The 20,628-nt window shown below is 45.3% G+C and carries 28 protein-coding genes; 5 read left to right on the top strand and 23 right to left on the bottom strand.

The genetic code is table 11. The features are described from left to right. Positions 1 to 9: 9 nt before the first annotated feature. Both KNO99_RS09990 and aroQ read right to left on the bottom strand, forming a co-directional pair. Positions 10 to 1,077 carry a M24 family metallopeptidase gene (locus tag KNO99_RS09990; protein WP_214748286.1) on the bottom strand — a complete coding sequence of 356 codons (1,068 nt, stop codon included), beginning with the start codon at positions 1,075 to 1,077 and terminating at the stop codon, positions 10 to 12. Then, on the bottom strand, positions 1,073 to 1,510 hold the full coding sequence (gene aroQ, locus KNO99_RS09985; protein WP_214748027.1) for a type II 3-dehydroquinate dehydratase: 438 nt from the start codon (positions 1,508 to 1,510) through the stop codon (positions 1,073 to 1,075). Before aroQ ends, KNO99_RS09990 begins: the two co-directional genes overlap by 5 nt. Before the next feature lie 141 nt (positions 1,511 to 1,651). On the opposite strand from aroQ, the gene KNO99_RS09980 reads away from it, so the two are divergent. Then, entirely contained in the window at positions 1,652 to 2,593 is a 942-nt protein-coding gene (locus tag KNO99_RS09980) for a DUF1385 domain-containing protein (RefSeq protein ID WP_214748024.1), read from the top strand. A gap of 14 nt (positions 2,594 to 2,607) precedes the next feature. Next, on the top strand, positions 2,608 to 3,018 hold the full coding sequence (locus KNO99_RS09975; protein WP_214748021.1) for an SA1362 family protein: 411 nt from the start codon (positions 2,608 to 2,610) through the stop codon (positions 3,016 to 3,018). 24 nt (positions 3,019 to 3,042) lie between these two features. On the opposite strand, the gene hpt is transcribed toward KNO99_RS09975, so the two are convergent. Both hpt and mntR read right to left on the bottom strand, forming a co-directional pair. Then, positions 3,043 to 3,570: a hypoxanthine phosphoribosyltransferase gene (gene hpt, locus KNO99_RS09970; protein ID WP_214748018.1), complete on the bottom strand. Its 528-nt coding sequence runs from the start codon at positions 3,568 to 3,570 to the stop codon at positions 3,043 to 3,045. Between the two features lie 176 nt (positions 3,571 to 3,746). Continuing rightward, the gene (gene mntR, locus KNO99_RS09965) at positions 3,747 to 4,175 is read right to left on the bottom strand and encodes a transcriptional regulator MntR (protein ID WP_074033309.1); all 429 of its coding nucleotides are present in this window, start codon (positions 4,173 to 4,175) and stop codon (positions 3,747 to 3,749) included. 163 nt (positions 4,176 to 4,338) lie between these two features. Here mntR and KNO99_RS09960 point away from each other — a divergent pair, with 163 nt between their 5' ends. Then, the gene (locus KNO99_RS09960) at positions 4,339 to 4,719 is read left to right on the top strand and encodes a rhodanese-like domain-containing protein (RefSeq protein ID WP_083600098.1); all 381 of its coding nucleotides are present in this window, start codon (positions 4,339 to 4,341) and stop codon (positions 4,717 to 4,719) included. Between the two features lie 34 nt (positions 4,720 to 4,753). Here the strand turns inward: KNO99_RS09960 and gcvPB are convergent, their stop codons facing one another. The 13 genes from gcvPB to KNO99_RS09895 form a co-directional block, all read right to left on the bottom strand. Continuing rightward, positions 4,754 to 6,229, bottom strand: coding sequence for an aminomethyl-transferring glycine dehydrogenase subunit GcvPB (gene gcvPB / locus KNO99_RS09955; protein ID WP_371743085.1), 1,476 nt, complete (start codon positions 6,227 to 6,229; stop codon positions 4,754 to 4,756). Further along, complete coding sequence (gene gcvPA, locus KNO99_RS09950) at positions 6,229 to 7,566, bottom strand: aminomethyl-transferring glycine dehydrogenase subunit GcvPA (protein WP_214748283.1); 1,338 nt, start codon at positions 7,564 to 7,566, stop codon at positions 6,229 to 6,231. The genes gcvPB and gcvPA overlap by 1 nt, the downstream gene beginning before the upstream one ends. 25 nt (positions 7,567 to 7,591) lie before the next feature. Continuing rightward, on the bottom strand, positions 7,592 to 8,668 hold the full coding sequence (gene gcvT / locus KNO99_RS09945; RefSeq protein ID WP_214748012.1) for a glycine cleavage system aminomethyltransferase GcvT: 1,077 nt from the start codon (positions 8,666 to 8,668) through the stop codon (positions 7,592 to 7,594). Between the two features lie 148 nt (positions 8,669 to 8,816). After that, a complete protein-coding gene (locus KNO99_RS09940) occupies positions 8,817 to 9,155 on the bottom strand; it encodes a hypothetical protein (protein ID WP_214748009.1) in 339 nt (112 codons plus the stop codon). Continuing rightward, a complete protein-coding gene (locus KNO99_RS09935; protein ID WP_214748006.1) occupies positions 9,142 to 9,639 on the bottom strand; it encodes a shikimate kinase in 498 nt (165 codons plus the stop codon). Before KNO99_RS09935 ends, KNO99_RS09940 begins: the two co-directional genes overlap by 14 nt. Further along, positions 9,632 to 9,931 carry a hypothetical protein gene (locus KNO99_RS09930; protein ID WP_214692997.1) on the bottom strand — a complete coding sequence of 100 codons (300 nt, stop codon included), beginning with the start codon at positions 9,929 to 9,931 and terminating at the stop codon, positions 9,632 to 9,634. Before KNO99_RS09930 ends, KNO99_RS09935 begins: the two co-directional genes overlap by 8 nt. Continuing rightward, a complete protein-coding gene (locus KNO99_RS09925) occupies positions 9,907 to 10,311 on the bottom strand; it encodes a hypothetical protein (protein ID WP_214748003.1) in 405 nt (134 codons plus the stop codon). The genes KNO99_RS09930 and KNO99_RS09925 overlap by 25 nt, the downstream gene beginning before the upstream one ends. Positions 10,312 to 10,324: 13 nt before the next feature. Further along, positions 10,325 to 10,561, bottom strand: a complete 237-nt coding sequence (locus KNO99_RS09920) for a hypothetical protein (protein WP_214748000.1) — start codon at positions 10,559 to 10,561, stop codon at positions 10,325 to 10,327. Continuing rightward, the gene (locus KNO99_RS09915; RefSeq protein ID WP_214747997.1) at positions 10,548 to 10,979 is read right to left on the bottom strand and encodes a prepilin-type cleavage/methylation domain-containing protein; all 432 of its coding nucleotides are present in this window, start codon (positions 10,977 to 10,979) and stop codon (positions 10,548 to 10,550) included. Before KNO99_RS09915 ends, KNO99_RS09920 begins: the two co-directional genes overlap by 14 nt. Beyond that, positions 10,976 to 11,278 (bottom strand): prepilin-type N-terminal cleavage/methylation domain-containing protein, encoded by a 303-nt coding sequence (locus KNO99_RS09910; protein WP_214747994.1) that lies wholly within the window; start codon positions 11,276 to 11,278, stop codon positions 10,976 to 10,978. The genes KNO99_RS09915 and KNO99_RS09910 overlap by 4 nt, the downstream gene beginning before the upstream one ends. 14 nt (positions 11,279 to 11,292) lie before the next feature. Continuing rightward, positions 11,293 to 12,270: a type II secretion system F family protein gene (locus KNO99_RS09905; protein ID WP_214747991.1), complete on the bottom strand. Its 978-nt coding sequence runs from the start codon at positions 12,268 to 12,270 to the stop codon at positions 11,293 to 11,295. Further along, complete coding sequence (locus tag KNO99_RS09900; protein WP_214747988.1) at positions 12,252 to 13,058, bottom strand: ATPase, T2SS/T4P/T4SS family; 807 nt, start codon at positions 13,056 to 13,058, stop codon at positions 12,252 to 12,254. Before KNO99_RS09900 ends, KNO99_RS09905 begins: the two co-directional genes overlap by 19 nt. A 58-nt stretch (positions 13,059 to 13,116) precedes the next feature. Further along, positions 13,117 to 13,503, bottom strand: coding sequence for a Spx/MgsR family RNA polymerase-binding regulatory protein (locus KNO99_RS09895; RefSeq protein ID WP_074033321.1), 387 nt, complete (start codon positions 13,501 to 13,503; stop codon positions 13,117 to 13,119). A gap of 249 nt (positions 13,504 to 13,752) precedes the next feature. On the opposite strand from KNO99_RS09895, the gene KNO99_RS09890 reads away from it, so the two are divergent. Next, the gene (locus KNO99_RS09890; protein ID WP_012726597.1) at positions 13,753 to 14,016 is read left to right on the top strand and encodes a DUF2626 domain-containing protein; all 264 of its coding nucleotides are present in this window, start codon (positions 13,753 to 13,755) and stop codon (positions 14,014 to 14,016) included. 31 nt (positions 14,017 to 14,047) lie between these two features. On the opposite strand, the gene KNO99_RS09885 is transcribed toward KNO99_RS09890, so the two are convergent. Further along, the gene (locus tag KNO99_RS09885) at positions 14,048 to 14,668 is read right to left on the bottom strand and encodes an MBL fold metallo-hydrolase (RefSeq protein ID WP_214747985.1); all 621 of its coding nucleotides are present in this window, start codon (positions 14,666 to 14,668) and stop codon (positions 14,048 to 14,050) included. A 156-nt stretch (positions 14,669 to 14,824) separates the two neighbouring features. Here KNO99_RS09885 and KNO99_RS09880 point away from each other — a divergent pair, with 156 nt between their 5' ends. Continuing rightward, positions 14,825 to 15,004, top strand: a complete 180-nt coding sequence (locus KNO99_RS09880) for a DUF2759 domain-containing protein (RefSeq protein ID WP_214747982.1) — start codon at positions 14,825 to 14,827, stop codon at positions 15,002 to 15,004. A gap of 110 nt (positions 15,005 to 15,114) precedes the next feature. Here KNO99_RS09880 and KNO99_RS09875 read toward each other — a convergent pair whose 3' ends face one another. The 5 genes from KNO99_RS09875 to KNO99_RS09855 form a co-directional block, all read right to left on the bottom strand. After that, a complete protein-coding gene (locus KNO99_RS09875) occupies positions 15,115 to 17,031 on the bottom strand; it encodes an LTA synthase family protein (RefSeq protein ID WP_214747979.1) in 1,917 nt (638 codons plus the stop codon). 224 nt (positions 17,032 to 17,255) lie between these two features. Next, positions 17,256 to 18,218: an ROK family glucokinase gene (locus KNO99_RS09870; protein WP_214747976.1), complete on the bottom strand. Its 963-nt coding sequence runs from the start codon at positions 18,216 to 18,218 to the stop codon at positions 17,256 to 17,258. A gap of 93 nt (positions 18,219 to 18,311) precedes the next feature. After that, positions 18,312 to 18,506, bottom strand: coding sequence for a YqgQ family protein (locus KNO99_RS09865; protein WP_012726602.1), 195 nt, complete (start codon positions 18,504 to 18,506; stop codon positions 18,312 to 18,314). After that, a complete protein-coding gene (locus tag KNO99_RS09860) occupies positions 18,503 to 19,525 on the bottom strand; it encodes a M42 family metallopeptidase (protein WP_214747973.1) in 1,023 nt (340 codons plus the stop codon). Before KNO99_RS09860 ends, KNO99_RS09865 begins: the two co-directional genes overlap by 4 nt. Positions 19,526 to 19,537: 12 nt before the next feature. After that, positions 19,538 to 20,587, bottom strand: coding sequence for a rhomboid family intramembrane serine protease (locus KNO99_RS09855; RefSeq protein WP_251131025.1), 1,050 nt, complete (start codon positions 20,585 to 20,587; stop codon positions 19,538 to 19,540). Positions 20,588 to 20,628 lie beyond the last annotated feature (41 nt).

The raw sequence follows: 20,628 nt of genomic DNA, 5'->3' as shown, positions 1-20,628 counted from the left end.
AGACGAGACTCAAGCCTCAATCGTAATTAACTCTTTTGGCGACTGCGTCAGACGGTAACATCCGTCTTCCGTAACGACGACATCGTCCTCAATTCGGCAACCGCCGACACCGTTAATGTAAATACCCGGTTCAATCGTGACGACCATCCCTGGCTCGAGTACTGTTTCCGAGCGGAATGATAATCCAGGTGCCTCGTGCACTTCCATGCCAAGACCATGACCTGTCGAGTGGCCGAAGTATTCACCATATCCTGCTTCTTTGATAATGTCTCGTGTCAATGCGTCAGCTTCAATCCCTGTGATGCCAGCACGTGTACCTTCCACACCAGCGACTTGGGCACGAAGCACTGTGTCATAGATTTGACGCAACTCGTCCGAAATCGGTCCGACCGCGAGTGTACGCGTAATATCTGAGCAGTACCCTTTATAGTAAGCACCAAAATCAAGTGTGACAAGTTCGCCAGATTCGATGACCTTATCGCTCGCAACGCCGTGCGGAAGTGCCGAGCGGAGACCAGAGGCAACGATCATATCGAACGATGACGAATCAGCACCTTTTGAGCGCATGAACATTTCGAGTTCGTTTGCGACTTCTCTCTCGGTACGACCCGGACGAATGAATGTCTGAATATGTGCATACGCTGCATCAGCGATTGCCGCAGCTTCCTTCATAATCTTAATCTCTGATTCATCCTTAATCAAGCGCAGTTTTTCAACGATTCCAGACGTCTCGATCAGATTTGCATCCACTTCTTTTTCATAAGCGCGATATTGACCGACTGTCATCGCGTCTTGCTCGATTCCAAGGCGTGCGATTGACTCACGTGACACAACATCTGCTACCGATTTGATGAGTGACGTATCAAGTTCAATGATGTCATACCCTTTTACTTGATCGTTCGCCTGTTCCGTGTAACGGAAGTCTGTGATAAAGCTTGCAGATTTCGCCGTGATGACGATCACACCACTTGATCCGGTGAAGCCTGATAAGTAACGAATGTTCTCCCGTTTTGTGACGAGCAATGCGTCAATCTCGTTTGCCTCTAACTGTGCTTGCAGTTTGTTTACGCGTTCAATCATGTCGATTCCTCCAATGTTCGATTAGTGCATGCAGTGCCAACGTGTAACTCGTCAGTCCGAAGCCGGTAATGACACCTAGACATACGCCAGCGAGTTTTGACTCGTGGCGAAACGATTCTCTAGCATGCACGTTCGAGATATGTACTTCAACGACCGGGGCAGCGATTGCAGATATGGCATCGCGAATCGCGATTGATGTATGCGTATAAGCACCCGCGTTCAAAATGACACCTTCATAGTCGTAGGCATCATGTAGCGCATCAATCAACGCTCCTTCGTGATTGGATTGAATGAAAGTGAGTTCGACGTCATCCGGTGCAGCAAGCATCAATTCGGCAGCTAAACCCTTTAACGACACGTCCCCATACACGTTCGGTTCACGGCGACCCAATAAATTTAAATTCGGACCATTCAACACTAGAATCCGCAATCTTCTTCCCCCTCGTTCGTCAAGTCTTATCTATTGTAACAAATTTATCGAAAGAACGTGAATCGAGCCTTCCACCCTTTCGTTTTTTTTATAAATCGCGGTATAATTCAAGTACAACTCTGTAAGAATCGAGGAAAGTGAATGAATTCTAAACCAAACATTCCTGTCGGAGGACAGGCACTCGTGGAAGGCGTCATGTTCCAAGGCCGCTCCGAGAGCGCATCCGCCATTCGGCGAAAAGACGGTTCCATCGAAACGTTCGAGCAAGCGCGCATCCTCGTCCCGTGGGTCCAATCGTTGAAAAAGGTACCGTTTTTGAGAGGAATTGTCGCATTATATGAATCATTGAAGAACGGATCAGCGCATATGAATTTTGCAAGCGATCGTTATGACGTCGACCCGAGTGAAGATGTCAGTACGAACGAGGAACAGAAGCAGAGCATGTGGATGATTGCCTTCATTGCCATCATCGGTGTGATTTCTTATGTCTTTGGGAAATTGATTTTTAACGTGACCCCAGCTCTTCTTGCCTCGATGTTTCAAGACGTGCCGTTATTTTCCGGACACGTGGTTCAAAACCTCCTTGAAGGGGGAATAAAATTAGTATTGTTGCTCAGTTACCTCTATTTGATATCGTTGACGCCACTCATTAAACGCGTCTTCCAATATCATGGGGCTGAACACAAGGTCATCAACTGTTATGAGTCCGGACGTCCGATTACGGTCGAACAAGTTCGAAAGAGCTCACGTCTTCATTACCGTTGTGGGTCGAGTTTTATTTTGTTCACCGTTTTCGTCGGGATTGGCGTGTACATGATCGTCCCAATCGATCCACTTTGGCTACGACTCGTCAGCCGAATTGCGCTCTTACCTGTCGTCATCGGAATCTCATTTGAAGTCCTTCAATTCACCAACCGTTTCCGTGAACATCGCTTTCTTTCATTCCTCGGAAAACCGGGTCTGTCTCTCCAGCTATTGACGACTCGAGAGCCGAGCGATGAACAGATTCAAGTCGCAATCGAAGCATTCGAGACATGGGAACGTAAAGAGTTAGGAGAATCGGTCATTCATAGAGAGGGATAAGAGGAGGAAGCACCATGATCAGACAAAGAATTGGTTCGACCGCTGCAACAATCGTGTTTATCTTAGGCTTCATCGGGGTCGGGCATATGCTCGCCACCGATCCCGGTCGATTATTTAGACAATTGTTGTTCATCGGGATATTCGGGTTAGTCTTTTATGTGATCTACCGCGTTTTCATCGGACGACGTATGTCCCCAGAGGATATGCGCTATCGTAAAACCGCTCAAGCCTCTAAGAAACGGATGCAAGGGAACCGTGGACCTCAAGTCAAACCTTCCGCATCCGTGAAGAATAAGAAACACAAGAAGCCGGGGTCGAATGTCACGAAGTTGTCCAAACGATCGAACGGACATCGAAGCAATCCCCCGCACCTCACCGTGATCGAAGGAAAAAAAGGGAAGAAGAAAAAGAAAGCCAACATGTAAAAAGGAGCGCCGCGGCGCTCCTTTTTACGTAGTCTCTACATATCCGATGTATGGTAAGTTGCGATACTGCTCGGCATAGTCGATGCCATACCCGATGACAAACTCATCCGGAATCTCAAAGCCGACATAGTCTGCATCTAATTGCACGAGACGTCGAGCTGGTTTATCGAGAAGCGTACAGATTTTCAGCTGTTTCGGTTGATGGAGTTCCATATGTTTGCACAAGAACTTCAACGTCTGCCCTGTATCGATGATATCCTCGATGATGACGACATACTTTCCTTCCACATCCAAGTCAAGGTCTTTACGTAGTTGTACACTCCCACTCGAAACGGTCTTTTTCCCGTAAGAAGACGTCGCGACTGTGTCGAGTTGTACACTCCCTTTCATATAACGCATTAAATCAGCAGCAAATACCATTGACCCTTTTAAGACCGCAACAATGACAATCGGCGTCCCATCTGCATCTTTTTCAATTTCTTCTGCTAATTCTTGTACCCGATTTCGAATTTGCTGCTCATCAAACAGTTTTCCTTTAATTTGAATGTCCATCAGCTCGGCGAATGTTCGCCGTCACCCCCTATTTAGTGAATCCACGATTCATCTTATCATATGTTCAACTTAAAAATATACATTAGTAGATAAAATAGATGTTTTCGTTCGTATTTAAGTCCTGTTTACCCTACAAAAAAACGTCAATCGCAAGAAATTGACGTTTTTTCGATACATTATTCTTCTGCCGCTCGCTCTTGCTCACGAAATTCTCTGAATTGATCCATTAGTTCAGGTTTGTCTTCAAAGAACTCTACAAACTGCGTCATGCAATCGAGCGTATTTGAACTGAGGTGATGTTCGATTCCTTCCACATCCTCGTATACATCCGCTTCGTCGACTCCAATCAGACGTAAAAAAGACTCGAGCATCGCATGGCGCTCGACGAGTCGTTTCCCTACTTTTTGACCTTTCTTCGTAAGCATGAGGCCGCGGTATTTTTCGTACACCAGATATTCTTCACGGTCCAATTTTTGAACCATTTTGGTGACAGAGGAGGGATGAACTCCTAAATGTTCGGCAATGTCAGAAACACGCGCATATCCTTTTTCTGACATGAGTAAATAAATCCGTTCTAAATAATCTTCCATACTCGGTGTCGGCATGGGCACGACCTCCCCTAATGTTCCGGTTTCCACTTTATATTTTATCCTAACGAAGCTGAAATCGAAAGGGAAAGCCCCAATTCATTCAGTCAATCATTGTCTCGTGACCTTAAATTCATTATAATGAGATATGGTAACTTTGAAAGAGAAGGGAAGAACATCTATGGGAATCGAAACAATCCTCGTCATCCTCCTATGGGTTGCCTTGATCGCCTACATCGTATGGCGCTTCATGCCAGCTCGCGGGTTGAAAAAAATGAAACAAGAAGAATTCCGTGCTTCACTCCGCAAAGGGCAATTGATTGACGTACGTGAACCGAATGAATACAAAGGTGGTCACATCGTCGGTGCTCGAAACATCCCGGTCGGTCAACTCAAGATGCGTATGAAAGAATTACGCAAAGACCAACCGATCTTAATTTATTGCCAAGGAAGCTCACGTTCTAACCAGGCGGCCAAACTACTCATGAAAAATGGATATAACAATATCTACATGCTTGAAGGCGGCTTCAAGAACTGGAAAGGCAAAATTAAAAAAGCATAAAAATCGGCGGGTCGATTGAATCGACCCGCTCTTTTTATTTCACGGATGACGCCTCACGACGTTCATATTTTAAAACAGGCTTCCGAGCAGCGAGCGTCTCATCCATACGTTTAACGACCGTCGTATGCGGGGCCGTCTGTACGATTTCTGGATTTTCTTCCGCTTCTTTTGCAATTTGAAGCATCGCATCGCAGAACGCATCAAGTGTTTCTTTTGATTCGGTTTCAGTCGGTTCCACCATAATACACTCTTCCACATTTAATGGGAAATAGATCGTCGGTGGGTGGTACCCGAAGTCGAGCAATCGTTTCGCGATATCAAGCGTACGGACACCGAGTGCCTTTTGTCGCTTCCCTGACAAGACGAATTCATGCTTGCAATACGTATCGTATGGTACGTCGAAGGCATCTTTCAATCGAGCAAACATATAGTTCGCGTTGAGCACGGCTTCACGCGATACACGCGTCAATCCTTCTGCTCCCATCGTTTTAATGTAGCTATACGCGCGAACATTGATTCCGAAGTTTCCATAGAACGGCTTGATTCGACCAATCGAGTGCGGACGGTCATAGTCTAAGCCGAACCCTTCATCTGTCTTCGTGACGATCGGTGTTGGCAAGAACGGAATCAAATCACGTTTTACCCCTACTGGACCTGAACCCGGACCACCACCTCCGTGAGGACCCGTGAATGTCTTATGCAAGTTCAAGTGAACGACGTCAAAGCCCATATCTCCTGGACGTGCGATTCCAAGAATCGCGTTCGAGTTCGCACCGTCATAGTAAAGCTTCCCACCAGCCTCATGAACGACTTTTGAAATTTCGAGGATGTCCGCTTCAAACAATCCGAGCGTATTCGGGTTCGTCAGCATGAGGGCAGCCGTGTCTGCACCAACTTTTGATTTCAAATCATCCAAGTCAACCAAACCACGCTCATCCGACTTGACCGTCACCGTTTCAAATCCAGCGACGACGGCAGAAGCCGGGTTCGTTCCGTGTGCCGAGTCTGGAACGAGTACTTTCGTACGAGCCGTATCCCCATTGCGTTCGTGGAACGCTTTGATCAACATGAGCCCCGTCCATTCGCCATGCGCCCCTGCTGCTGGTTGCAACGTCACTTCGTCCATCCCAGTGATTTCCGCAAGTTGCTCTTGTAAGTCGACCATGAGTTCAAGCGCACCTTGAATCGTCTCAACGGGCTGTAATGGGTGAATGTGCGCGAATCCAGGAAGGCGCGCCATATCCTCGTTCACTTTCGGATTATATTTCATCGTACAAGAACCAAGCGGATAAAACCCTGAATCTACTCCATGGTTTCGTGTAGAGAGCGCCGTGTAATGACGAACGACGTCGAGCTCAGATACTTCAGGAAGTTCAGCCACTTCTTTTCGAATCATCGTCGCCGGCAATAATGACTCGAGGTCAACTTCCGGAACGGTTGGCGTCGGTAAGTTATATCCTGTTCGTCCTTCACGTGATACTTCAAAAATTAGCGTTTGTTCGTGTTGCATCATTTCATCCCCCCGACCACTTCGACAAACTGATCAATCTCTTCTTTTGTACGTAACTCTGTCGCACAGACTAGCATCTGTGACTGGCGCTCTTCTTCATACGTTCCGAGCGGAAGTCCACCAATCATTCCATGTTCAAGCAAGTGACGAGATACTTCTTCTGCATCGCGTCCGAAATCAACAACGAATTCATTAAACATTGGTCCTTCGTCAACGATTGTAAATCCTGCTGCTTTCAATGCTTCTTTCATGTAATGGGCTGTTTGGATATTCCGGACAGCCATGTCTCGAATGCCATATTTCCCTAAAGCGGACATCGTGATCGAGGCAGCCAATGCGTTGAGCGCCTGGTTCGAACAGATGTTTGAGGTTGCCTTGTCACGACGAATGTGTTGTTCACGCGCCTGTAACGTCAAGACGAATCCACGTTTTCCATCCTCATCTACCGTTTGTCCTACGAGTCGACCAGGTAGTTTACGCATCAACGACTTCTTCACTGCAAAATAACCACAAGACGGACCACCAAAGCTTTGTGGAATCCCGAACGGTTGAGCATCCCCGACCGTAATGTCCGCTCCAAGCGCACCTGGTGATTCCAAAATGCCTAATGCAAGCGGGTTACTTGATACGACGAACAGTGCACCTGCATCATGCGCTTGTTTCGCCAATTGTTCCAAATCTTCAATTCGACCGTAGAAGTTCGGATATTGTACGACGAGACATGAAGCATCTGTTAAATCGAGGTCAGTTACATCCGTCACCCCATTTGTGACGTTTGTATATTCGACAGAAAGTCCTGGACCATCCGCATATGTGCGAATGACATCTTTCGCTTCAGGATGTACCGCTCCAGAAACGACAACGCGTTTTTTCTTCGTCTGCGCACTCGCTAGGTAAGTCGCTTCAGCAAGAGCCGTAATTCCGTCATACATCGACGAGTTTGCGACATCCATTCCAGTCAACTCACAAATCATCGTCTGGAACTCAAACATCGCCTGAAGCTCACCTTGTGAGATTTCAGGTTGATATGGCGTGTACGCCGTATAAAATTCAGAACGTAAAAGCATATGGTTCATCACGGTCGGTGAAAGATGATCATACATCCCGGCTCCGAGGAAACTTGGATATGACTTTGTATGTTTGTTCTTATCCGCTAGTTTCGTCATATGACGAACGAGATCCACTTCTGGAAGTGGTGACCCGATTGCTGCAAGCGACGCTTTTTCGCGAAGCGACTCTGGAATATCCGCGAGCAACGATTCGATGGAATCCACTCCAATCGTTTGAAGCATGTCTCGCTCATCTTGTTCGGTCATCGGTAAATAACGAAATTCCATTCTATTCATTCTGAATCCCCCTGTTTCATTTCGTTCGTTTATAGAAAGGTGTCGGTACGCGTTCGGCTTCAATCTTTTTGCCACGAATGTCGATGACAAATCGCTCTTCATCTTTATAACGTGCATCCACACGTGCCCAGGCGATCGACTCATTGACTGTCGGAGGCATCGTACCAGTAGTAACGACTCCAACGACGTTCCCGTCGATTTCTACTTGCGCGCCTTGACGTGCGATTCCGCGACCAAGCAATCTCAAGCCCACCATCCGATTCGGGATGTTTTCTTTTTGTGTGGCGAGCGCCTCTTTCCCAATAAAGTCCGTATCTAATTTAACCGCAAAATTAAGGTTCGCTTCGAACGGAGTGACCGACTCATCTAGTTCATGCCCATAGAGCGGAAGGCACGCTTCAAACCGTAGCGTATCTCGTGAACCTAACCCGCAAGGTGTAACACCCTCTGCTTCAAGCGCTTCCCAGATTGCTGAAATCCCTTCTGCCCGCGCATAAATCTCGAATCCGTCTTCTCCTGTATAACCACTACGCGAAATGATCGAAGCAACACCGGCCACATCGCCGTTTATAAATTTAAAGAAACCAACTTCGTCAAGCGCTACGTTCGTAATCGTTTGAAGAACAGCTTCCGCATTTGGACCTTGAATGGCAATTTGGCCATATTCATCAGACTCATTCGTCACAGTGACGTCGCCACTAACAAATTGACGAATGTGCGCCTCGTCTTTTTCGATATTCGAGGCATTGACGACGAGCCAATAAGCATCTTCATCTAACCGGTAAACGAGTAAGTCATCCACTACGCCACCATTCTCGAGACAGAGAAGGTTGTACTGAGCTTGACCGACTTTAATCTTTGAGACATCATTCGTCACAAGATTCTGCACTTGTTCTAAAGCGTCCGGTCCTTCAATCCGAATTTCTCCCATGTGAGATACATCAAACATCCCCACGTTTTGACGTACAGCCTGATGCTCTTCTTTGATCGAAGAAAACATAATCGGCATTTCGAACCCCGCAAAATCAACCATCTTCGCCTTCGGTTCAACCAATCCGAACAAAGGCGTACGTTTCAAAGTAACCTTTTCCATAATATCCCCCAATCCCGAACATAAAATGCTTTTGTTTTTGAAATCTTTCGTTTTCCATTCCACTTTAACAATTTTTATTCTTTCTGCATAGTTAAAAAAGCGAAAAAGAAAAAGGATGAAAAACGAAAACGTTTTCATCCTCATTATTTCATATTTTTGTCTCGGTGGAAACGTCAGAGCGTTCGATTCCCGCCGTACGTTTGATTTCATGTGTCAGTCCGACTGCCGCCTGTTTCAATTCAATCGATTCGTCTTTAGCTTTGATGCCGAAATCTTTGATTTGCGTAACAGAACGGTTGACCGCGTCCACATGTCCTTTGATTTCAGTGACTTGTTGGTTGATGACGTCAGCACGAATCTTAAATCGTTCCGTCAAACGGTTTAATCTTCCAAACGTCGGCTTCATCTGTTTTTTAAATAACAAATATCCATATACACCAAGTCCAATGATGGCGAATAAAAGAATTGCAAGGTTAATCCAAATCATACTTTTCCTCCTTCATCCGGATAATCTGTTCTGCAATACACCGCGGTGTCTGAGACGCATCAATCGTCTCGTCCGCTTCTTGATAAAGAGTGGTCCGTCGGTTATATAATGCCCGAACTTCCGACTCTCCTTGTTTCACAAGTGGTCGATTCGAATCTTTGATCCGTGACCAGCATTCCTCAAATGGTAAGTCTAAATGAATGAGTTTACCGTGTTCGCGCATCCAACGTATATTTTTAGAGCGTTCGACCACACCACCACCCGTGAGGACAAAGTCAGCATCAATCCGCTGAAGCACTTTTGATTCCACGTCGCGAAACGCTGACTCCCCGTATTGGTCAAAATATGTAGCGATGTCGGTTCCAATCCAGGTTTCGATTTCTCCATCGAGGTCCACGACGTCTCCATGTTCTTGCATAAAATTGAACAAGGTAGACTTACCTGTACCCATAAATCCCACGATATAAAACGGTTTCTTATTCATAAGCAATCACCTCTTTATGACGTTCACCAGATGTCAACACCATCTCCACTTCCGTTCGATTCGGTGCAATCGGACGACATGTCACCGTCCCCGTCGGTTTGGTGAGTGTTACTGGTTGATTGCCACAACGTTCTTTTGCCAACAACAAGTGGGATTCAAAACGTATGGCCAATATCTCATCTGAGATTCGTCTCGTCGTTCGTTCTACATCAGTATACCAAAATAATGCAGTACCAAGTAACCACACGACGATTGTCAACGTGGTGATTAGAAAGAATCCTCTTTCATACACATGACGTACCGCTCCCTCTCGAAAGTTGAATCTTCCCAAGAGATTCGAAATCCCATACCGACCGTTTCGACGCGATACTGATCGATTCCTCTTAAAAATAACAAGTTCCCTCCTCCGTCTCCGACCATGACCAAGTTTCCGTTCAACTGTTTGATTGTCCATGGCCACACTTCTTCATCTACCTTAAGAAAATCACCTCTTAATCGCCCATCATCGACGCGACAATTTTTGCTGTTCTGCAAACGACGCACGATGAGTTGGGGAGTCGTATGGTGGTCCCACTTCGGTTGTTCGTAAAGGCGTTGACCAAGCGTGAGCAATTCGACCAACAATAATATAAAGATGGGAAGAATCAACAATACTGCCGTCATTTCTAGCATGGTAAACCCCGGTTCAAAGCGTCGGTAAGCAAAAACCCTTTTCACACACTTCTTCACGCCCAGTCGGTTCAGCGGCTTCAAGCAGCACCTCTCCTTGTAATCGTTCATAAATGAACAACGTGTCACGCAACCTTGCGACTTGGTCATTTCCTTGTGTCACAAACGACGTCAAAATGAGTACCCAGCCCATTACAACCGCTAGGCTCACAATCACTTCCCATAACGAGAATCCTTTCTCATCCCCCTTCATGGATGATCACCTCCGGTTCATACGTTCCAAGTCGAAATTTAAACGTGACGGATGTTTTTCCACTGACAAATTTCCACTGTCCTGCATAGGAAGCTGTTGCCTGGGAGAAGGTGATGGTATTGTAGGTCGGAAGATAAACAATGATTCCTTCCGGTACGTCCACCCTTCGCACTAACGTCATTCCACACATGATTAAATACCTTCGCTGTTTAGCCACCCAAATCAACTTCGGCACGCAACTTCCATTTTCCGAAATGTACGGGTATTGTCCCGCTTCTTGAATATTCGTCACTAACGTATCTGTAAAATCAATTAGTTCAAGTCGCTCAAAAGGCTTCACTACAGGACTACTGATCAGCAGGAGGAAGGAAATGATCACGAGTACCCACGCCATCTCGACAAACGTATAGCCTTTCATTGTTTCTTCAGCGAACCATCAAGTGGAGAATACGTGTAGGCTGACGATTGACAACTATACACTAGTGGATCCGATTCAGAAGCACGCTCAATCGCTTCTAATGTGGCAGGGTATGATTTATGTTCGGCATAGTGCAAATTGATTTCTGACTCGACGATTCGGACACTTCCCTCACAACTCACTTGGTCCGCCCGTGACTTCCCTTCTGTCAGCGTCGGTACGAGCAATAACAGTAAAATTGAAATAATGAGTAAGACTGCAGCCATCTCAACAAGCGTGAATCCTTGTTCTTCCTTCATGTGAATGTCCCCTTTCATAATTGAGTCATGATAAGTTTTACAGGCAAGTAAAGCGTATAGAATAGAGTGCCGACCATGACGCTGAGCACTCCATAAAGTGCCGGCTCTACTTTTTCGATTAATTGACGACTATATTGTTCCATTTCTTCGAATACTAGTTCTCGATGAAGTGACATCAATTCACCGAGTTCTCCACTCATCGACCCCACTCCTAACAAACTAACCACTTCATAGTCAATAAACCGTTCCTGTTTGACAGCCATTTCGATTCCTTCACCGGCAGACAACCGATTGTGAATCCGATTTGCCATTTCAGCCATCTCCCCCTTTTCATTGGCGAGTCGACTGATAATTTGCCTAATGTTCGTTTCTGTCTGTTGTAACAACGACAATTCGCTGACAAACAAATAAGTCAGGTACAGAGTTTTACCACGGTTCCATACGTAAAACGGTAGTTCTACACCTTGTCGATGTAGCATGTAGACCGTGATCCCAAGCATCACAAATACAGAAAACAGAGCTGGAAAGAACCATTTCGATAGTAAAATTGAACCTGCTCTATCATACGTGGACACATCAACCATCCCCATCAGCTTTGGGAAAATGTACAACGCATAGACCATCCCAAGACTGAGGAGGATAAAGAAAATGATTAAAGGATACCGAATGAGTCGCTTCAATTCCTCCTTCAGCCGCATCCGCATTTCTAAAACTAAAACGACTTGAGATAACCCATCCATAAACCGCCCGTTCCGATCGGCTGTCATCAATATTTCTTGCATTTGACGATTTGTGATAATTAGCGAGAACACGTCCGCTAGGGAAGTACCGGATTCAAGTCGTGCCCTCATCTCTCGAACGTCCGCTTTCCTGTTTCCTTTTTCATGATATTCAAGCGTCTCCATTGTGGCTTTCAACGATACGCCTCGGGATTGAAGACGCAGAAAACGGTGAATCAATTGAATCGGTGGTATTACTGAAGCGTTGCCCATTCACACGTCACCTCCTGATCACGCGTTAGTACACACCAATGTCTTGTCACTGACGATTTTCCGAGTAATTGTTCAAGCCGTTTCTCCCCATCCTGAATCGTCGCTGTATGAAATGTAGTAATTGTCAAATGCCCACTGAGTGCAGCATCGTAGGCGACGTTTAACTCTTCCTCTGTCCGTACCTCTCCGATTACAATGATGTCCGGGTCGGCACGTAACGTTTCTTTTAATAACTGTCGATGACTCAACCCTGCTTTTGCATTCACTTCGAGTTGAATCACCCCATCAATCTTTTGTTCTGGAGGATTTTCAATCGTGACGATCCGCTCACGCTTTAAGTGATTGAGCAACGCGTACAAAATTGTCGTCTTGCCCGCACCAGTAGCCCCTCCGATTAACAGGAGACCATGTCGCGATGCAGACATTTTTTGAAAACGTTCAACGTCTCCTGGTCTCAACAAGTGATGAAGCTCAAACGCTTGATTCGGTACCCTCCAAGACATCAATGTTTGCGTAAATGATGGGAGAAATGTTACGCGGATGACTTCTTGATCAAGTTCATACACGCCCGACTGAGGCACACGTTGATTCGTGTCCGGTAACGAACACCAATATCGCATATGAAGTGTGAGCCGGTCGTATTGGTTGATATCCATCGACTGAAGATTAAGCAGTCTCATATCTGACCGGATTTGAATCTTCACTTCATGCGTACTCGGTATAAAATGAAGATCGCTTGCACCCGCCTCTCTCGCCATAATCATCAGTTGTTCAATAAGCTCCTTCATTTCGTTCACCTCGAGAACAGCATAAAAAAAAGCCCACTCTGTTGAAAGTGGACTTGTCTTATGAAACTTGTGTCGAAACGACATGATGACGACGTGCATATGTTTCGATTGAAACCTTGTCATAACCAACAATGACTTCTTTTCCATCTGTTAAAATCGGACGTTTTAACAATTTCGGATTTTCACTCATCAGCTTGAGTAGTTCGCTCAGCTTCAAATCCTCAACATCAACGTCCAGTTGCTTGAAGGCTTGGCTTCTAGTAGCAAGAAGAGAATCTACACCTTCTTCACTAATCGCAAGGAGTTGTAGTAGTTCGTCGACAGTTGGTGCATCTCTGAAAATGTGACGTTCACTCACTTGAAGTTCTTGTTCCTGTAAAAACGCTTTCGTCTTCCGGCAAGAAGTACAGCTCGGGTACGTGTAAAACATTAATTCTGATGCCATTTTATATTCCTCCTCATTTCAACTTTTTATTTCGCTCATTTTGTATAAGTTGATTATACATCTCTTATACCCCGTTTGTACACATTTTGTACAACTTTTTATAATTTTTGTACAACTTTATTTTCCGTATTGATTTCACATATTTTTCACGATTATTTTGCTCAATTCTCACGTTTCCATAGCATTTTTTCGAATGTGTTGGTAAAATAGTGAATGAGAATGGAATAATGCACGTATGGGGGGATTAACATGGCAAGAATGTTTCGTGTCCTAGGCTTCTGGACTGGGCTAGTGGCGGCACTTGCTTTCGTAGGCGCACTAGGCGGCGACCAAAGTAGTAGTGAACATACTGGTGACTTTATCGTTATGGGACTTGTCTTCTTAGCACAAACGATTTTCTTCGTCGCACTTGGCTACTTAAAGCTTACTGAAAAAACATATGTATACGTCTTCGGCGCGTATTTGACAATTTTCTTCGTTGTCTTTACGTATTGGAGCAACTTCCAAATGTAAAAAAGATTGTCTCGTCGGAGACAATCTTTTTTTATTGCTTGAAGAATGGATTTGTTTGCTTCTCTTCTTCAAGCGTTGTTTTTGGTCCGTGACCTGGATAAAGAACCGTCGCACCCGGAATCAAGTGCTTCATGCGTTCAATGGATCCCATCAACGTTGCCTGATCGCCTCCGAATAAATCGGTACGACCGACTGATTGTTTAAAAATCAAGTCACCGCAAAACGCAATCTTTTCATCCGCCATGTATAACACGACGCTACCTGGTGAATGACCAGGGGTGTGATAAAGATCGAATGTAAAATTGCCGATAGTCAACGTATCGCCTTCATATACCTTTTCAGCCGGCTTCATCGCCGGTACAGGAAGATTGAAAGCGTGCGCTCCGTTCTTTTCTCCATTCGTCAACCAATCACTTTCGAGACGATGGACATATACTGGAACTTTATAGCGTTCACGGAGTGCATCCACTCCTCCAATGTGATCAAAATGGGCATGAGTCAACAAAATCGCAGCGGGTGTACCAAGACGATCGATCACCTCGAAAAATCTTGAGTCATCCGTTCCTGGGTCGATGATGACGACACTGCCTTCTTTTTCAAGGACGTATCCATTCTCCTGCGCTAAGCCTGACGTAATCTTCTTCACTTGCATATGATAGATCCCCCTCTCATTCAAAACAATATTGTGGCAAAATTGTATCGATGTCAACCTTTGCTCGACAGCGCCTCAATAATCGGATAAAATAATAATGATATTTCAGTGAAATTTTATGAATTTCATGACGTATAATTAAAGGGGGAACTCGTCATGCATTTGTATGAACCGTTCGGATGGATTTCTGTCATCGTCGCGATTGTGGCTATATGGGGAATGATTCGTTCATTCAAAAAACGCCAATTCTTTCCACTCGCAGTTGCAGGCTTAACTGTACTCGTATTCGGATTCTTTGGTGTTGCCACGTTGATCTACGGCGGTATTCCAGGTTAATGGATTCGTATCAAGCAATCATCAAGCGACTTCGGTCGCTTTTTTTGTGCCCATCATTTCTCAATATAAAAAACGAACCAAATCACATAGTGGTTTGGTTCGTTTTTAGGTTATTCATTTGTTTGTTCTTTAAAGCGGAGAAGGTCGGAATAGATCAAATCATCGTTCATTTGTAAGATCTTTTCTGCTTCTTCCGTCATTGGACCACAAAGCGTTGTGTCCTCAACCACTTCTCCAGAAGTAGCATTGTAACAAGTAGATTGTGTCCATACATATTCATCCGTCACAACCGTACCATCTCGGAAGATTGCACGACTATTTCGGTTTTCAGAGAACAAGTCATTCCCGAATCCGATTGTATCCGACGTATCAATTCCAAGTAAGTGCAAGATTGTCGGCTTCATGTCGACGTGACTTCCGATCGTTTCATGCACTTCACCTTTTTCTTGATCCGGCAAGTGAATCGCAAACGGAACCTGTTGTAATTTCGCCACATCATATGGTGTCAATTCTTCTTTACCGAGCAACTCTGCCATCGCATTGTTGTGGTTCGTCGAGATACCGTAGTGGTCACCATAAACAACGAAAATCGTGTCCTCCCACATTCCGTTCTCTTTCAATTGATCGATGAAGAGACCGAGTGCATAGTCTTGGTATGCAAGCGCCTGCGGGAAGTTGTTTAACGTTGTCGAACTTGTCTCGAACTTCGGTACGAGTTCATAGTCTTCGCTTGGCATCGTATATGGGAAGTGGTTCGTCAATGTGATGAACTTCGCATAGTACGGCTCAGGCAACTCCTGAAGCATCGGGATCGATTGTTCGAAGAAACTATCATCTAAGAGACCCCATTCTGTCATGTCTTCTGGGTTTCCGAGATCGTAGCTCTTCTCATCAAAGAATTGATCGACACCAATATTTTTATACATTTGGTCACGGTTCCAGAACGATTTATTATTCGCATGGAAGACGGCTGAGTAATAGTTATCTTCTTTAATCAACTCTGGAAGTGCTTGATATTCGTTGTCCGCGTTCGTAAAGTATACAGCACCACGCGGTAGGCCATATAGCGAGTTATCGAGCGCAAACTCCGCATCTGATGTCTTCCCTTGACCTACTGTGTGGTAGTAGTTTGGCCAATAGTGAGACTCTTCAATCAGTTTGTTCAAGTTTGGCGTGATAAATTCACCGTTCGGCGCTTTCATATTGTGTGTGAAGTTTTGTGCAGATTCGAACGACACAACAATCACGTTTTTCCCTTTATACTTACCGAACAAATCAGGGTTCGGTGCAGCATAGTTTTGACGAGTGAATTGTTCAATCGTTGCAAGCTCAGATTCATCAGCCATCGCTTTTTGAGCAGATGTTTTCGTTTGAAGCATCGCGTCATACACATGGAAGTTAAATGTTCCGATGTTTTTCACTAATAGCTCACGGTCGAATGAACGAGTCAACAATTCCGGACGTTCTGTTTCCGCCAATGAAAGGTTGAACAAGAATACCGATACAGCTGCAACGAACGTCACGAGCGCGCGACGATGTGAAGCGGCATTCTCTTTCATATTCATACGCCATAAGATAAACGGTAAGACAAAAACGTCACCAAGAATGATTAAGTCTTTCCATTCAAGAAGTGATGTGAACGATGTCGACAGCGTCTCCATGTTCGATGGTTGCATAATGACCGGCATCGTTAAATAGTCCGTAAATTCACGATAATATACGGCATCCGCAAACAAGATGAAGGATGCGAGCGCGTAAAGCGTGTAGAGCACCCATTTTTGTTTGTTTCCTTTAAAGAAGAAATGGAAGGCAAACAAGAATAATGTCGAACTGATCGGGCTGATCAGTAGGATAAAAGCTTGTGCGGTGTTTTCAATCGGAATGTTGAAGAAAAATTGATAGACGATATACGTCTTCGTCCAAAGCAATAACGTAAATATCCAAAATAGACGATATTCTTGAAACGAAGCGCGGACCGTATCGTTCAGTCTCGTCGATAGCTTCGAGAAGCGTTGAGATGAATTCATCTGACGGTCTCCTCCTCTTTTCAGTTTTCGGCATGTTTTTATAGCCATTTATTTTTATATTTGTTCATACATTGTACAATTCGATTTGAATAGTACACGTCCAGTATCAAGTCCAAATCTTACCCCTTTTTTAATAAAAAATCAACTGTGACGTTACAAATTTTACAATATCCCATACCCTTTCCCATAAGAAAACACGCCTGCAATGTGCAGACGTGTCAGTTTTATACGCGTGTCGGAAGGAAGTGTTTACGTGCTAACCAGCCACAACCGATGACTCCGGCATCATTTTCAAGTTCAGCGATTTTAAACGTCGTCGACTCATAGACACGTTCGAGTGCGAAACGCTTGAACTGAGCATCGAGCGGTTCAAGCAATGCTGTCCCTGCTTTTGAGACGCCGCCACCGATGACGATCATTTTCGGGTTGAGTGTGTTGGCGATATTCGAGATTGTCAATCCGAGATATTCTGTCATCTCGTCAATCACTTCTGTCGCGATTGTATCCCCAGCTTTATAAGCTTCGAATACGTCACGTGCCGTCACTTCTTTCAATTCGTTCAACGAAGTATCTTGATTTTTTCGTTTTTGCAACGCTAAACGTGAAATGCCTGTCGCAGAGGCAATCGTTTCGATACACCCTAATCGGCCACAGCCACATTTTACAGCTTTCGCCTCATCTCGCTCGACGGTGATATGACCGATTTCTCCAGCCATACCAGCCGTACCATGAACGATGTTTCCGTTCGTGATGACACCACCACCGACGCCTGTACCGAGCGTGATGGCGAGTAATTCTGATGCACCTTCACCCGCACCTTTCCACATCTCACCGAGGGCAGCTGCATTCGCATCATTTTCGAGGACAGCGGGGAGTCCGACCGCTTTTTCGAACTCACTCACAAGAGCGAAGTCTTTCCATCCGATGTTCGGTGAATACTCGACAATACCTTCAGAGAAATTGATGAATCCAGGGGCTCCGATACCTGCACCTGCGAAGTCTTCTTTCTTCTTACCTGACGCCTCTAAATACGTTTCAAATGAGGCTGCGATGTCTTTTGGAATATGTACACCGTTTTCTCGAATATCCGTTTTAACTTCCCACTTATCAGAAATGATGCCATTCATGTCTAAAACAGCCATCTTCACCGTTGTACCACCGATGTCGATCCCTAATAACCATTTCATACCGTTCACTCCTCATCTCAACTAAATCGCTTTCATTGAATAGTGTACACTATTATCCCCTCAGTGCAACCCTTTGCACTAAGGGGATTTCTGTCAATCTGTTGAATTTTTCAATTCGTGGGTCAAAATGATTTTCGCCGTATCGTATACACGCTGCTCGATGATGCCCCCTTCATACAACTCGTCGAGTTCCATCATCATCAGTGAGATTTCAGCATCCCGCTCCCCGATGTAAATAATGGTCCCGAACGACTTTAAAAACTGTTGGACATCATAAAAATTTTTCATGCTTCTTCCTCCATCGTTGACAAGACATAACGATTTAACAATTCTCTTGTCGCTTCCATAGACGTCACATGTGTCCGTTCATAACTATGACTTGACTCAATTCCAGGACCGATCAAGGCATGCTTCACATCGTAACCTGCACGGATCGCAGCCGACGCATCCGAGCCATAATAAGGATAGATATCCACTTTATAAGCGATTTCATGTGCCTTACATAACGAAGTAAACTTACGGCGCAAGCTGATATCATATGGTCCAGATGAATCTTTGGCACAAATCGAAACCGTATATTCATCTGAATGTTGCCCATCTCCGAGCGCCCCCATATCGACGGCGATGTACTCTACAACATTTTTAGGAATGCCGGCATTTCCACCGAATCCGACTTCTTCATAATTCGAGATTAGGAAGTGGACCGTATGCGGCAACTCGTAGCTCACCAAATCTTTAGCTAAGTCTAACAAGATGGCTACAGAAGCCTTGTCGTCCAAATGACGAGATTTGATGTATCCGGAAGACGTCACCTTGAATCGTGGATCAAATGAGACAAAGTCACCGATTTCAATTCCAAGTGCCGTCACATCTTCACGAGAATGGACTTTCTCATCCAATCGAACTTCAATGTTTGATGCAGAGCGCTCTGCCGAATTCGTGTCTTTATACACATGGACACTCGACTGATGGATGAGGATGGTTCCTTCGATCGCCTCGCCCTCCTCGCGATGAATGAGACAGTTTTCTCCTTCGATCGCCGTCCAAGCGTATCCACCTACTTGCGTGAGTCGTAAGCGTCCGCTCGGCAAGATGTCCTTGACCATCGCCCCAAGGGTATCGACGTGCGCCGTCAAAAGACGCGCTTCGTCCGAACGTCCTGGGAACGTTGCGAGCAACGCCCCTTTATGTAAACGAGACGTCTTCACACCGAGTGCTTGAAGTTCATTTTCTGCAAATCCGATCGCCTCCTCCGTCATGCCAGACGGACTCGGGATTTCAACTAATGTTTTCAGTGTATCAATCATCATATTCTCCCCTTACCAAGATCCATACCCGTATAGTAGACCAAATAACGTGGCCGTGAGCACAGAAAATAAGATGCGTTGTGTTCGATTTTTCTCATCAGGCAATCCGACGACACCAGAGACGACGAATCCACCTAGTAAACCACCCGCGTGTGCAAAATGATCCAAGTTCGCACCCAATACGAACGCGAGTCCTACATTTAATCCTAACATAATAAAGAGCGGAGGTCCGAGTGTCTTCATAAAGAGCGAACGATCCCGCAGTCCAAAATAGAGTAAGGCACCGACCAGACCAAATAAGGCTCCTGATGCCCCCGCTGAAATGGATTCACTGAACGCGTACGATGCTGTCGTCGCTAAAATCCCACCGACCACGTAGATGATGAGAAAGCGGAGAGAGCCGTACATTCGTTCAACGAGCGGACCAAGTGACCAGAGCGCAAACATGTTGATGGCAAAATGGAACCATCCGATATGCAGAAACATTGGCGTAATTAACCGCCACCATTCCCCTTCTTCGATGAGCGGGTTCACTTTCGCACCGAATGCGATCAACGTGTTCGGGTCGAATGTCGAACCGACCGATTCAGCTAGCCACATGACTAAAAACGTGATGAACATCAAGCCGTAAACTACTTGCGGTTTACCAAAGGAGAATCGTTTCTTTAACTCCGCTTTCTTCTTTCGATCCATTGCAACCGCGAGCAGTCGAAAACGGTCGTCCTCCATCGTAGGTGTACAAATCGAGCGAGATAATGTCACTCTCGCTGGAATCGGGAACGTCATGGAGTCGACCCGCTCTTCATCAACGAGACGGTCACCATATATGTGAATCGTCAAACGCTTTCGTCCAATACGAGACAGACGAAAGGCGCTCAAGATTGCGTTAATATCAGTACCGACATGATTCGCCCATGCTTTTTCAGTTTGAACGTAAAGGTCATAGCGATCACCTGCTTTTGTATCAAACAAGATGACTGCACGGGACGGTTCTAATATCCCTTCAATGCGTCCACCGTTCTCGACCGCTTGATAAATGTCTTCCCAGAAGCAAGTCGCCAACAAAATCCCTCCTCTCTCATTCTATTGTAAATCACGTTGTA

Source organism: Exiguobacterium sp. s189 (genome assembly GCF_018617615.1).
In the GTDB taxonomy this organism is placed as follows: domain Bacteria; phylum Bacillota; class Bacilli; order Exiguobacteriales; family Exiguobacteriaceae; genus Exiguobacterium; species Exiguobacterium aestuarii_A.
Note: the sequence above shows the minus strand (reverse complement) of the source record. Positions and strands in the feature narration are given on the sequence as shown.

Bases quoted from the DNA above. Each gene is read 5' to 3' on its own strand.
- KNO99_RS09980 (WP_214748024.1), top strand. From the start codon at position 1,652: ATGAATTCTAAACCAAACATTCCTGTCGGAGGACAGGCACTCGTGGAA.
- KNO99_RS09975 (WP_214748021.1), top strand. From the start codon at position 2,608: ATGATCAGACAAAGAATTGGTTCGACCGCTGCAACAATCGTGTTTATC.
- hpt (WP_214748018.1), bottom strand. From the start codon at position 3,570: ATGGACATTCAAATTAAAGGAAAACTGTTTGATGAGCAGCAAATTCGA.
- mntR (WP_074033309.1), bottom strand. From the start codon at position 4,175: ATGCCGACACCGAGTATGGAAGATTATTTAGAACGGATTTATTTACTC.
- KNO99_RS09960 (WP_083600098.1), top strand. From the start codon at position 4,339: ATGGGAATCGAAACAATCCTCGTCATCCTCCTATGGGTTGCCTTGATC.
- gcvPB (WP_371743085.1), bottom strand. From the start codon at position 6,229: ATGCAACACGAACAAACGCTAATTTTTGAAGTATCACGTGAAGGACGA.
- gcvPA (WP_214748283.1), bottom strand. From the start codon at position 7,566: ATGGAATTTCGTTATTTACCGATGACCGAACAAGATGAGCGAGACATG.
- gcvT (WP_214748012.1), bottom strand. From the start codon at position 8,668: ATGGAAAAGGTTACTTTGAAACGTACGCCTTTGTTCGGATTGGTTGAA.
- KNO99_RS09940 (WP_214748009.1), bottom strand. From the start codon at position 9,155: ATGATTTGGATTAACCTTGCAATTCTTTTATTCGCCATCATTGGACTT.
- KNO99_RS09935 (WP_214748006.1), bottom strand. From the start codon at position 9,639: ATGAATAAGAAACCGTTTTATATCGTGGGATTTATGGGTACAGGTAAG.
- KNO99_RS09925 (WP_214748003.1), bottom strand. From the start codon at position 10,311: ATGCTAGAAATGACGGCAGTATTGTTGATTCTTCCCATCTTTATATTA.
- KNO99_RS09920 (WP_214748000.1), bottom strand. From the start codon at position 10,561: ATGAAGGGGGATGAGAAAGGATTCTCGTTATGGGAAGTGATTGTGAGC.
- KNO99_RS09915 (WP_214747997.1), bottom strand. From the start codon at position 10,979: ATGAAAGGCTATACGTTTGTCGAGATGGCGTGGGTACTCGTGATCATT.
- KNO99_RS09910 (WP_214747994.1), bottom strand. From the start codon at position 11,278: ATGAAGGAAGAACAAGGATTCACGCTTGTTGAGATGGCTGCAGTCTTA.
- KNO99_RS09905 (WP_214747991.1), bottom strand. From the start codon at position 12,270: ATGGGCAACGCTTCAGTAATACCACCGATTCAATTGATTCACCGTTTT.
- KNO99_RS09900 (WP_214747988.1), bottom strand. From the start codon at position 13,058: ATGAAGGAGCTTATTGAACAACTGATGATTATGGCGAGAGAGGCGGGT.
- KNO99_RS09895 (WP_074033321.1), bottom strand. From the start codon at position 13,503: ATGGCATCAGAATTAATGTTTTACACGTACCCGAGCTGTACTTCTTGC.
- KNO99_RS09890 (WP_012726597.1), top strand. From the start codon at position 13,753: ATGGCAAGAATGTTTCGTGTCCTAGGCTTCTGGACTGGGCTAGTGGCG.
- KNO99_RS09885 (WP_214747985.1), bottom strand. From the start codon at position 14,668: ATGCAAGTGAAGAAGATTACGTCAGGCTTAGCGCAGGAGAATGGATAC.
- KNO99_RS09880 (WP_214747982.1), top strand. From the start codon at position 14,825: ATGCATTTGTATGAACCGTTCGGATGGATTTCTGTCATCGTCGCGATT.
- KNO99_RS09875 (WP_214747979.1), bottom strand. From the start codon at position 17,031: ATGAATTCATCTCAACGCTTCTCGAAGCTATCGACGAGACTGAACGAT.
- KNO99_RS09870 (WP_214747976.1), bottom strand. From the start codon at position 18,218: ATGAAATGGTTATTAGGGATCGACATCGGTGGTACAACGGTGAAGATG.
- KNO99_RS09865 (WP_012726602.1), bottom strand. From the start codon at position 18,506: ATGAAAAATTTTTATGATGTCCAACAGTTTTTAAAGTCGTTCGGGACC.
- KNO99_RS09860 (WP_214747973.1), bottom strand. From the start codon at position 19,525: ATGATTGATACACTGAAAACATTAGTTGAAATCCCGAGTCCGTCTGGC.